Origin of the sequence: Chryseobacterium pennipullorum (assembly GCF_003384725.1) — a bacterium.
Taxonomy (GTDB): domain Bacteria; phylum Bacteroidota; class Bacteroidia; order Flavobacteriales; family Weeksellaceae; genus Chryseobacterium; species Chryseobacterium pennipullorum.
This window is the reverse complement of record NZ_QNVV01000006.1, coordinates 52,009-64,322: the sequence shown is the minus strand read 5'-3', so window position 1 is coordinate 64,322 and position 12,314 is coordinate 52,009. Positions and strand designations below refer to the sequence as shown.

The 12,314-nt window shown below is 39.5% G+C and carries 9 protein-coding genes; 5 read left to right on the top strand and 4 right to left on the bottom strand.

All coding sequences use genetic code 11. The features are described from left to right. The first annotated feature begins 74 nt into the window (after window positions 1–74). From DRF67_RS08735 to DRF67_RS08725, 3 genes are read left to right on the top strand one after another with little or no spacing between them, the layout of a single operon-like run. On the top strand, window positions 75–1,304 hold the full coding sequence (locus DRF67_RS08735; protein WP_115927917.1) for an MFS transporter: 1,230 nt from the start codon (window positions 75–77) through the stop codon (window positions 1,302–1,304). After that, a complete protein-coding gene (locus DRF67_RS08730) occupies window positions 1,305–2,786 on the top strand; it encodes a trehalase family glycosidase (protein WP_115927916.1) in 1,482 nt (493 codons plus the stop codon). Window positions 2,787–2,809: 23 nt separating this feature from the next. Beyond that, a complete protein-coding gene (locus DRF67_RS08725; protein WP_115927915.1) occupies window positions 2,810–5,239 on the top strand; it encodes a TonB-dependent receptor in 2,430 nt (809 codons plus the stop codon). A gap of 198 nt (window positions 5,240–5,437) precedes the next feature. On the opposite strand, the gene DRF67_RS08715 is transcribed toward DRF67_RS08725, so the two are convergent. After that, on the bottom strand, window positions 5,438–6,076 hold the full coding sequence (locus tag DRF67_RS08715) for an MBL fold metallo-hydrolase (protein WP_115927913.1): 639 nt from the start codon (window positions 6,074–6,076) through the stop codon (window positions 5,438–5,440). Window positions 6,077–6,147: 71 nt separating this feature from the next. Between DRF67_RS08715 and DRF67_RS08710 the strand changes: the two genes are divergently transcribed. Continuing rightward, entirely contained in the window at window positions 6,148–7,362 is a 1,215-nt protein-coding gene (locus DRF67_RS08710; protein WP_115927912.1) for a type IX secretion system plug protein, read from the top strand. A gap of 327 nt (window positions 7,363–7,689) precedes the next feature. Further along, the gene (locus DRF67_RS08705; protein ID WP_115927911.1) at window positions 7,690–9,642 is read left to right on the top strand and encodes a M4 family metallopeptidase; all 1,953 of its coding nucleotides are present in this window, start codon (window positions 7,690–7,692) and stop codon (window positions 9,640–9,642) included. A gap of 81 nt (window positions 9,643–9,723) precedes the next feature. On the opposite strand, the gene hemH is transcribed toward DRF67_RS08705, so the two are convergent. The 3 genes from hemH to DRF67_RS08690 are packed head-to-tail and all read right to left on the bottom strand — an operon-like array spanning window position 9,724 to window position 12,189. Continuing rightward, window positions 9,724–10,758 (bottom strand): ferrochelatase, encoded by a 1,035-nt coding sequence (gene hemH, locus DRF67_RS08700; RefSeq protein ID WP_115927910.1) that lies wholly within the window; start codon window positions 10,756–10,758, stop codon window positions 9,724–9,726. A gap of 11 nt (window positions 10,759–10,769) precedes the next feature. Next, window positions 10,770–11,300 carry an NADPH-dependent FMN reductase gene (locus DRF67_RS08695; protein ID WP_115927909.1) on the bottom strand — a complete coding sequence of 177 codons (531 nt, stop codon included), beginning with the start codon at window positions 11,298–11,300 and terminating at the stop codon, window positions 10,770–10,772. A gap of 10 nt (window positions 11,301–11,310) precedes the next feature. Next, a complete protein-coding gene (locus DRF67_RS08690) occupies window positions 11,311–12,189 on the bottom strand; it encodes a NifU family protein (protein WP_115927908.1) in 879 nt (292 codons plus the stop codon). Window positions 12,190–12,314: the final 125 nt, after the last annotated feature.

The window sequence follows — 12,314 nt, the reverse complement described above, 5'->3', positions numbered from 1 at the left end:
TCAAATATTGATTTACTGTGTTAAATTATCGTTAACGGAAATGCCTCTATCTTAGCCAGCAAGAAATGATCTGCATGAAAAATTTCAACATAAAGGCTGTTTTATTTTTGAACTATTTTGTTTTCGCTATTCTTTTGAATTCTGTGGGGACGGTAATCCTGCAGGTTCAGCAGAATTTTGGGATATCAAAATCTTCTGCCAGTGTGCTGGAAGGATTTAAAGATCTTCCTATTGCTATATGTTCATTCATTCTGGCCTCATTTCTTCCAAAGATCGGGATCAAAAACTCAATGCTGATCGCCTTATTTTTAGTGGGCTGTATGTGTTTTATCATGCCGTTCGCTGATGGTTTCTGGTTCTTTAAACTGTTATTTGCGATTGTCGGAGTTTCTTTTGCGTTGATTAAAATATCAGTTTTTACGTCGATCGGTCTGGTGACCAATACCGATAAGGAACATTCCAGCTTCATGGGGTTTCTTGAAGGATTTTTCATGATCGGAGTATTGGCTGGAAATCTGTTATTCAGTCTCTATATTGATGATCATAATCCGAAATCTACCCGTTGGCTGAATGTTTATTGGGTGTTGGGAGGGCTCTCTGCTCTGTCATTCTTATTTTTATTCTTTTCAAAACTCAATGAGAAAGAAGCTAAAAGTGAAAAAACCGATTTGCTGGGTGATTTGAAAAACAGTGTCAGCCTATTCAGCTATAAGAAAGTATTGTGTTTTTTGTTGTGTGCTTTTCTTTTTGTATTGGTAGAGCAAAGCTTTCAGACCTGGACCCCTACTTTTTATAAAGAGATTTTGAAATTACCGACCTCGATGAGTATTCAGGCCGGAGCGGTTCTGGCCGGAGCTTTTGCGTTGGGAAGATTTTTATCAGGCTTTTTCTCGAAAAAGTTCAGCTGGATATATGTCGTTTCCTTTTGTGTGATTGGCTTTGCCATAAGTTTGATTTTAGTGTTGCCATTAACTCATCATATTCACATTGATGCGGATACGGGATGGCTGAACGCGCCTCTTGTGGTGTATTTGTTTCCTTTGATGGGAGGATTGCTGGCTCCGATCTATCCAAGTATCAATTCTGTGATCCTGGCCTCAATTCCTAAATATTTACATAGCGCAATGTCTGGGCTGATTGTGGTTTTTTCAGCAATCGGAGGAACGATTGGTTCTGTTATCACGGGTTTTGTCTTTCAGGAATTCAGTGGGCAGCAGGCATTTTATCTGTCGCTGATTCCTCTTTCATTGCTGATTATTTCAGCTGTTTTCATGAACAAATTAAAAATAAATCCTAAGAAATAAATGAATAATTCCCTTTACATCAGCGAAATTCAAGCCCTCTTTGATGACGTACAAAAGTCGAAAATTTTTGAAGATCAGAAGATGATGACTGATGCTGTTCCCCTGATTCCGATTTCAGAAATCAATTCGAAATATGAAGAGGAGAGGAATACAGACGGCTTTAATCTGAAAACTTTTGTGATGGATCATTTTGACTTTCTTGGAGCAAAAATCTCTATTCAGAGAGAAGATCAGCTTCCTATTCAGGAGCATATTGAAAAGTTGTGGGACGAGCTTACCCGAACTGCATATGAAGAAAAAGGAACCCTGTTGAAATTACCTAAACCCTATATTGTTCCGGGAGGACGTTTCAATGAGTTTTTTTATTGGGACAGCTATTTTATTATGTTGGGATTACAGGTCTCCGGAAGAGTGGAAATGATGGAAAATATTGTTGAAAACTGTTCTTACCTGATTCATACAGTTGGTTTTGTACCGAATGCGAGCAGAACGCATTTCCTGAGCCGTTCGCAGCCGCCTTACTTTTCACTGATGCTGGATCTTCTGGCAGAAACAACAGATAGTAAAGACTTCTATATAAAATATTATGACAGCCTGGAAAAGGAATATGCTTTTTGGATGGATGGAGAAGAGAGGCTGGTAGATGGCTCCAGTGAAAAAAGAGTGGTCAAAACAGCATCAGGAGATATTCTGAACCGATACTATGACGAGGAAAATACGCCCCGCCCTGAGAGTTATCTTATTGATATCGAGGATTGCGAAAATGCTTCAGGGAATGAATTTTACCGAAACATAAGAAGTGCCTGTGAATCCGGCTGGGATTTCTCCAGCAGATGGTTTGCAGATGAGAAAAATATACAGACCATAGAAACACTGAATCTTGCACAGGTGGATCTCAACTGCCTTTTATGGCATCTGGAATCTACCCTGGCCAAATCTTCAGCACTTCAGGGTCTGAGTGAAAAAGAAAATTATTTTGCTGAAAGAGCAGCTAATCGAAGACAAAGGATAAACCAATACTTCTGGGATGAAAATACAAAGTTGTATAAAGATTATCACCTTAAAAAAAACACAAACACAATGTCTGAACACATAGCTGCTCTTTACCCTTTATATCTTGAAATTGCAGACAGAAAACAGGCAGAGGCCATCGCTGAAGCACTTGCTGAAAAGTTTCTCTATCAGGGAGGGCTGGTGACGACCACCGAAAACTCGGGCCAGCAATGGGACTTACCCAATGCCTGGGCACCTTATCAATGGCTAGGTTACAAGGCAATGAAGAATTATGGCTTTCATGAACTCGCAGAAAAAATTAAGGATAATTGGTGTTCCAATGTGGAAAGAGTCTACAACAACACTGGAAAACTGATGGAAAAATACAATGCATTAGACACAGAAACAATAGCAGGCGGCGGGGAATACCCTAATCAGGACGGATTCGGATGGACGAATGGAGTGTATTTAAAATTACAACAAAACTGAAACTAACAATAAAAAATAGGGCTATGAAAAAAAGATCGATATTTTTAATCGCTGCTACAGCTACATTGTATTTCAATAATGCGTATGCTCAGGAAACGCCACAGGACTCTGTGAAGGTTTCCTCTATCGACCAGATTGTGATTACAGGGAACTCCAATCCGAAGAAAAAAATAGAATCCAGTACCGCTATTTCCACTTTTAATGCCAAAGAGATTCAGAAGCAGAATCCTATCAGTGCTGCGGCTTTACTGCAGAGAGTTCCAGGGTTTGCCGTGGAAACATCCGGTGGGGAAGTGGGAAACAATCTTTTCGCCAGAGGAATTCCTTCTGCCGGAGCTTATGAATTTGTGCAGGTACAGGAAGACGGGCTGCCGGTTTTTGAAGACGGGGCGCTACAATTTGCCAATGCTGATAATTTCTTTCGCGTAGACAACAGTGTAAGCCGTCTGGAAGCCTTGAGAGGAGGGTCAGGATCTATTTATGCCAATAATTCTCCCGGAGGTCTTATCAACTTTATTACCAAAGAAGGAACAAATGATTTTAAGGGAACTGCTAAAATAGAGACCGGTACCTATGGCCTGATGCGTGCGGATCTAAATTTGGGCGGAGCTTTGGTGAAAGATCAGTTGTTTTTTAATGTAGGCGGTTTTTACAGAACAGATGACGGAATAAGAAAAACTGGCTTTAAGGCTAACAATGGAGGTCAGATCCGGATGAATCTTAAGTATGTCTTTGATAAAGGGTATGCAAAAGTATACTATAAAAAACTGGACGACAGAAATACATTTTTCCTTCCTATTCCGTTGGTGCAGAACGGAGATGACTTAAAAGGATTTCCCAATTTTGACCCTAACTACGGAACGTACAGTTACCGGGCAATCAGTCAGTTGAATATACCACAGGCGGGAGGCGGCTTTTTCAGCAGAAATCTGGAAGATGGAATTCATCCGAAGGTGGATGTGCTGGGTGCGGAGTTCAAATACGATCTCGGCAGTAATTTCAGCGTGCTGAATAAAACGAGGTATACCAATATCAATATGAATTATACAGGGATTTTCCCGGCTGGCGGCCCTCAGACCTCTGGCGACTTTGCAAAGGTTAACGGGATTTCTGGAAATACCTATCAGTATTCATTGGTAAGCAATGGTGCGGTGATCAATCCTGATCATGTTCAGGAATTAGGATTTTGGGCTATCGATAAGCAGATGAATAATTTTGTGAATGATTTGCAGTTCAATTACAAATTTGACAACGGAAATGTAACAGCAGGTTTTTATAAATCAACATGGAAGTCTCATCAATATTGGAACTGGAGTAATATCCTGACAACAGCTACAGACAGACCCCAGCTGCTGAATCTTGTAGACACCGCTTTGAATCCTTCGGATGTTGGGTATTCCAAAACCTATAATGGGGTAACGGATATGACATTTTTACAGCGGGATACCCAGACCCAGGGAAGTTTAAATAATGTATATGTTAATCTGGATTATAATATCACCGATGCGTGGAGTGTGAACGGAGGTCTCCGTTACAGCCGTGATTATTATAAAGGGAACTTTGCCAATACAACCACTGCCAACTTAAATAATTCGGGACTGACAACAGATGGTACACACGGTTTCGAAACCACCACAGCGGATGATAATATGAGTGTGCTGGGGAACAAATTTACCTATTGGAACTACAATATTGATAAGGTTTCTTTTACCTTGGCTACCAACTACAAGATCAACAGAGAAAATGCAGTGTATGCCCGTTTCTCCAATGGATTCAGGTCTCCAAACGAAGAGGCTTACTATAATTATTTCTCCAATCCAAATCCTGATAAGCCTTTAAAATCAGTGTCAACGAACCAGTTGGAGGTAGGGTATAAATATTACTCCCGTACTTTTGATGTGGCAGTGATTCCGTTTTATTCATCATTAAAGAATCTTTCGTTTACCGATATTTTTTCCAGCGGAAAATCAGAAAATACTTTTGCCAATACAGAGAATTATGGAGTAGAGCTTGAAGGATATGCCCGTTTGTTCAACAATTTGCTGGAAGTTACCTTCAATGGAACAGTGCAGAATCCTAAATATAAAGACCTTGAAGAAGGAAGTCTTCTGGAGGGAAATACCGTACGAAGAATGCCGAAATTCTACTTCAATATTGCTCCTGCAGTGAATATTACAAAATCATGGAGAGCATATGTCAGCATGAACTATTACGGAAAACGTTTCCAGGATGAGCTGAATGTACAGACATTGCCTTCTTTCACAGAATTTGGGGCAGGAATGTCCTATCAGCTTGGCAAAATACGTTTTGCTGTTGACGGAACCAACATCTTTAATACCATTGGAATTACTGAAGGAGATCCAAGAGCCGGATCACCGACAGGAGATGGTACGATCATGGCACGGCCTATTATGGGAGCTGCTGCCAGGGCTTCTATCACTTTAGATTTCTAAACTCTATTTCTTTATAACTTGAAACCGCCAGGATGAATTTTCCTGGCGGTTTTTTTATGTATATATCGATAAACCTAAATAATCTGGCAGAAAAAAATTCTTTTGTATAGGTTGATAAACCTTGACAGATGCATAAAATCTGCGTTATCTGCCAGATCAGCAACGAAACAAATATCCTTTACTTTCAAACTTGAATCCCTATTTAAAAAATGGGTTATACTGCTTCTCAAAACCAATACTTGTAGGATTTCCATGGCCGGAGAAAACCTGGGTATCAGGATCTAAAATGAAAAGTTTTTTGGCAATTCCGTCAATCAGCTGTTCATAGTTTCCTTTATACAGATCTGTTCTGCCGATGCTTCCTTCAAAAAGAACATCACCGGAAATCATGAATTTCTGGTTTTCGTTATGATAAACAACACTTCCGGGAGAATGTCCGGGAACATGATAGATCTTAAATTTTTCCCCATCCAGATCCAGTCCGTCTCCTTCCTTTATATATTCAATATCTACTTTTGCAGGATCAAGCTTCATCCCGAATCTTACCCCACTGGCCTGCAGCATATCCAATACGTCCTGATCTTCCTGATGCATCGTAACGGGAACCTTAAATTTGTCAAAAGCCCATTGCAGCCCAAGAACGTGGTCTATATGTGCATGGGTTAAAAGAATCTTTGTAATCTTTAAATCATTTTTGGTAATAAAATCATCGATAGCCTGGGTTTCCCGCTCATTCATATTTCCCGGATCAATCAACCATGCATTTTTATTTTCATTATAGATGATGTATGTATTTTCGCTCGCAAAATTAAATACGAAGCCTTGAATCTGAAGCATATCCGAATATTTTTTATTTCAAAAATACGATATTATTAAGAAAATGGCTATTTTTCGTTATCTTCGTCATAATGAAAACTTTGCGAATACTCTTACTCTCTCTGGGCGGACTGGTTTATGGACAAAATATCCAGAGTATCCAGTTATTTAACCCGCAGACGAATGACGAAACACCGGTCATTAAAATGGGTGAACAACTGGTATTAAGCTTCGATGATCTTACCAATGGCAGTGAGATTTATCGTTATACCATTAAACATTATGACCGGAACTGGAATGATGATAACCTGTTTTTTACAGAGTTTGCTACGGGAAATAAGAATGCTCTTCTGGATCAGTTCCAGTATTCTTTCAATACCCTCCAGGCCTACACCCACTATAAACTGGTTTTTCCGAATGATAAGATACAGCCGAAGATCTCAGGAAATTATGAGCTGATCGTCTATAAGGATTCTGTAGAGAAGCCTCTTTTCAAAAGAAGATTCTACCTGGTAGAAAATGCAGCTTCGCTGGCATTGAATATTTCAAGATTTGCAGATGCAAAAAAACCTGATCTCAATCAAAGGGTTGAGGTGAAGGCAGTCTCGGCAGGAGGAGATCTTTCTTCCAATGTGAATTCCATGAGCCTTTATGTGATGCAGAATAACAACCCCAACATGATTATTCCTAATCAGAAACCCAGTGCAACTTTAGGTAATCAGCTGCTTTTTCAGCAGATGAATCTTGTTTTTCCGGGAGACAACGAATTTTATTACTTTGACAATAAAAATATGAATATGGCCGCCGATATGGTTCGTGCCACTGAACTGAAAGACGATGTGAACCAGACGTACCTGCATCCGGTATGGGCATTTCCTTTGAATTATCAGTACCAGCCTGATGTCAACGGAGCGTGGTATTACAGAAGAAATGATTTAGGAAGAGAAAGGGATGCGGAAAGAGAAGCTGATTATGCGTGGGTACATTTTTATCTAGAATCAGATCCTGTAGATAAGGAAATTTATGTGCTGGGTGGATTCAATAATTTTAAGCCAAGCAAAGAAAATCAGATGCAGTATGATCCTGCCACAAAGCAGTATGTAGGGCGGATCTATCTGAAACAGGGTTTTTATAACTACGTTTTAGCAACAAAACAAGGCGATGGACCTCTTAATTTTGGAGAAGTGAATGGTAATTTCTGGCAGACAGAAAATTTATACCAGGCATTTTTATATTATGCTCCTTTTGGAAGAAATTATGATGGATTGATGGGATACGGCGAATTTAGAACGCCCATAAGCAAATAGCAAATACTGTGTATCAGCATAGAATGAGAGAAGGTTGTCTTGATAAAGACAGCCTTTATTTTTTTATAAATATGCGTTATGACTGGTGCAAATTTTTGTAAATCGCAATATTAATAAAAAATAATTCACAAAATATTGATTTTTATTTATATTTTTAGTTTAAAGTTGTGTTGTTTGTAATATTATTATTGATTATTTCCTTTCTTTTTAAAATCATCATTATGGTTTGTTTAATGATTTATAATATCAATTGAATTTTATACAATAATTAATCCCTTTTATGTGAAAAAATTATAAATTCGTTTGACACATTTAACAGATATAATTATGAAAACAAAATTTATTCTGGCGGTAAGTATTGCTGCCTTCTCATTGTCTTATGGGCAAAACGCTCCTGACAAACTCAACCCGGGAAAAAATGGATTACACGCAGATTTCATGCGTTTTGAAAAAAACGGACCAGCCTTCAAGGGAAATCCTGTGTTGTTCGATGAAACCTCACAGAGATTCATTGAGGCCAAGGGCCTTAAACTGGGTGTAGAAAAAGACCAACTTGGATTTGTAACCCACAGGTTCCAGCAGACTGTCAATGATATTCCGGTAGAATATGGAATGATGGCCGTACAGACCAAAGATGGAAAAATTGTTGGAGAATCAGGCAAATGGGTGCTTCAGGTTCCTTCAGGAATAGAGAAGAAAGCGAATATTTCTGAAAGCATTGCCTTGCAGAATGCCCTGTCTTTTGTAGGAGCAGCTTCTTATAAATGGGAAAACAGGGCAGAAGAGGAGTTTATCAAAAAAGACATGAACGATCCCAACGCCAGTTTTGCTCCTAAAGGCGAGCTGGTCTACTATTCGGACCCGTCAGATGAGAGGCTGACCCAATTACAGCTGGCCTACAAATTTGATATTTATTCAGAAAAACCATTGGGAAGACAGCATGTATTTGTGGATGCCAAGAATGGGAAGGTTTTGGGAGTGAATGCGCTGATTCATGATGTGAATACTCCCGGAACGGCGGTTACAGCTTATAGCGGGACACGCAGTATTATGACGGATTCTTATAACGGAAGCTATAGACTCAGGGAAACAGGAAGAAGCGGAGGAACAGCAGTAGAAACCTATAATCTGAAAAAAGGAACCAGTTATGCTTCAGCAGTAGATTTTACTGATACGGATAATAACTGGAATAATGTAAATGCAAACAAGGACCAATATGCTACGGATGCCCATTGGGGCGCAGAAATGACTGTAGACTATTTGTATACTAAATTTGGAAGAAAAAGTATTGACAATAACAATTTTGCCATAAAATCCTACGTTCACTATTCAACTAACTTTTTTAATGCATTTTGGGATGGATCAAGGATGACGTATGGGGATGGAAGTTCAGGGACTAATGGAGGGAAGCCTTTAACGGCTCTGGATGTCTGTGGCCATGAGATCACCCACGGGATGACTACAAAGACAGCAAACCTTGTCTACCAGAGAGAGCCGGGAGCCTTAAATGAGGGATTCTCAGACATCTTCGGAAATACCATTGAGCGATGGGCAAGACCAACACAGGCAAGCTGGACATTGGGTGAAGATTTCAGTTATGTTATCAGAAATATGGCTAATCCTAATGCCTACAGTCAGCCGGATACCTATATGGGAACCTACTGGAAAGCAACAACACCCTCAGGTTGTTCCACCCCAAGTCAGGCTAATGACTATTGTGGTGTACATACCAATTCGGGAGTTCTTAATTTCTGGTATTACTTACTGGTAACGGGAGGATCAGGAACCAATGATAAAGGCTTTGCCTACAATGTGTCCGGAATCGGGCTGGATAATGCGGCGGCTATTTCTTACAGAACACTGACTACTTATCTTACCTCTACGTCCACCTATGCCAACGCAAGAACCTATTCTCTTCAGGCAGCAACGGATTTGTATGGGGCCGGCAGTAATGAAGTAACTCAGGTAACCAATGCCTGGAACGCAGTAGGTGTTGGCGGCGGTACTTCTCCAGCAGGAAAAGCTACCGTAGTAGATACACCGGTTTATACCATAAGCCCTAATCCGGCTAAAGACAGATTTACAATAATGTTCGAAGGGAAAGCGGGAAATGGAACTGTAGAAGTGATCAGCCTGACAGGGAAAAGAGAAATCTCAGAGAAAATCGAAACCTCGGAAGGAGTGAACAAACTAGAGATCCAGCTTCCGGCTAGCATGCTTTCAGGAGTATATATTGTAATGGTCAACGGCCTGAAAGCAGGAAACCTGATCAAAAAATAACTTACTTTAATATATTTTTCATAGGAAGGCCACAGGAAAAACTCCTGTGGCCTTTTTATGTATTATTTTGATTACAGCAGGCTAAACCAGATAAAAATCATCCAGCTTTTCTTCGCAGAGTGTTTTTACGACTTCAATCCATCGGTCCTCATCATTCAGGCACGGGATATAGTGGAATGTTTTACCTCCACCATGCATAAATTGCTCCTTTCCTTCCACAGAAATTTCTTCCAATGTTTCAAGACAATCAGAAACGAATGCCGGACATACAATGGCAAGGTTTTTAACTCCTTTTTCAGGAATGGTTTCCAGTGTTTCATCGGTATAAGGCTCGATCCATTTATCTTTCCCCAGTCTTGACTGGAAAGAAACAATGGTTTTTTCTTTGGGCAGTCCCATTCTGGCAATAACAGCCTCTGTGGTTGCATAACACTGGTGTCTGTAACAGTAGGCATTGTGAGTATCCACCTGACTGTGGATACAATTCGCCTCATCAATTTTACAGGTCTTGGAAGGGTCTGTTTTATAAATATGCCTTTCCGGAACACCATGATAAGAAAACTGCAGGGCATCAAAATTTTCAGGAAGCTTTTCCTTAATGCTTTCTGCCAGACAGTTGATATAAATATCCCTGTTATAAAAAGGCTGAATATAATTGATCTTTACTTTCGGGAATTTCTTTTTTCTTACTTCCTCTGCTTTTTCGATTACAGTTTCTGTAGTACTCATTGCATATTGAGGATACAAAGGAAAAAGAACAATCTCTGATACTCCTTGATCCACCAGCTTCTGGATTCCGGTTTCAATGCTCGGTTCTGCATAGCGCATACCAATTTCAACCGGTACATCCACCAGCTTTTGAAGTTTCTTCTGAATCTTCTCAGTAATCACAACGAGTGGTGAGCCCTCCTCAGTCCAAACCGTTTTATAAGCTTCAGCAGATTTTGCAGGTCTTGTTTTTAAGATAATTCCACGGACAAGAAGAGCACGGAAGATCCAACGATAATCGATCACTCTCTCATCCATTAAAAACTCATCAAGATACTCTTTTACATCATTTACCGCAGTTGATCTTGGTGATCCAAGGTTTACCAGTAAAATTCCTTTCTTATTCAATATTCTAATTTTTAATGATGAACAGAAGTTGTAAAATCTGTTACTAATTTTGATACTTTAGCAAAGGTATTACTTTCCAGTAAGCCATTACTATCAAATTTGCCTTTTATCCCTTTTATTAATGCCTGATGTTTATCATCTGCTGCAGCCCCCAGAGTCTTTAAAATTAATAATAAATCTTCATGGCCTTTTTCTCCACTGGCAGAGGCGGTAATTACAGCAACAGGCTTTTCAGAAAAAACGGTTGTGGAGACGCACCATTCCAGAAGATTTTTCAACCTGCCCGGAACACTGAAAATATATTCCGGAGTTGAAAATATTACCCCCGACGAATTTTCAATATCTTCTCTTACGTTCAGAACTTCTTCCGGAGTATTGCAGTCAGTTAAAGCGGTATCAAAATGAGGAATAACAGAAAGGTCTTCATATACCTTAAAATCTATGTTATTTATCTTTTGAAGTACTTGCTCTATCAGTTTCTGGTTGCTGGAATTCTTTGAAGCACTTCCAATAATGACAATCACTTTTTTACGGGGAGGCATCTCAATTGTTTTATCCGTTTACAGCTTCCACTCTTTCTACTAAATCGGGAACGAATTGCTTTAAAATATTTTCGATTCCGTTTTTCAAAGTAGCGGTAGAGCTTGGGCATCCCGAACATGCTCCCTGTAAAAGCATTTTTGCTGTTTTGTTGGCCTCATCATACTCCATAAGAGAAATTTTTCCACCATCATTTTCCACAGCAGGTGCAACATACTCGTTAAGGATGTCGGAGATCTTCTGCTCAACTTCTGTGTAATCTCTGTTGATAATCTTTTCAACAGGATTTTCATGTTTCTGAGGTTCTACTTTTGAGATTTCACCACCATTCTGAAGGTACTCAGCAATAAGTGCCCGAACGGCCATCATTACCTGATGCCATTCTACTGAATTGTCTCTGGTCACGGCAACGAAATTATCAGAGATAAAAACTTCCGTAGCAAAATCAAACTCTTTGTATATGGCCTGCGCTAAAGGAACTTCTTCCGCAGCTTCTCTGGATTTTACTTCCACGAAGCCTTCCATAAGCAGTTTGTTCGAAACAAACTTCATGACATTCGGGTTAGGAGTCATTTCTGCATAGATCTGATACATTTCTTTTTTCTTCTGAAGATAAATTCTGGGATTGGCCAGTAATTCATCTTCAATGACGTTTTTCAGACTTTCAGCTACATGTTCCCACTCGATGGTATCCTGCTTGGCAACCGCTACAAAATTAGCTGTAATGAAGATTCTCTCTACAAAAGGATAATTAAAAAGCTCCTGAGCCAAAGGGATTTCCGATATATCTGAATTTCTGTCCAGCTCTAAAGACCCCGGAATCAAATTGTAATCGGTTACAAATTTCATCACTTTTGGGTTTTCGGTTGGTTCTATAAGTACGGTACGCATTTTTTCGTTAAATTTGAGAATACAAAAATACGCATTAGAAGTTAGAAGCTGGAATTTGGAAGTTAGATTTTTGCTATCACTGTAATTTAGAACTTAGATACCTGAAAAGATAGTATAACATAATT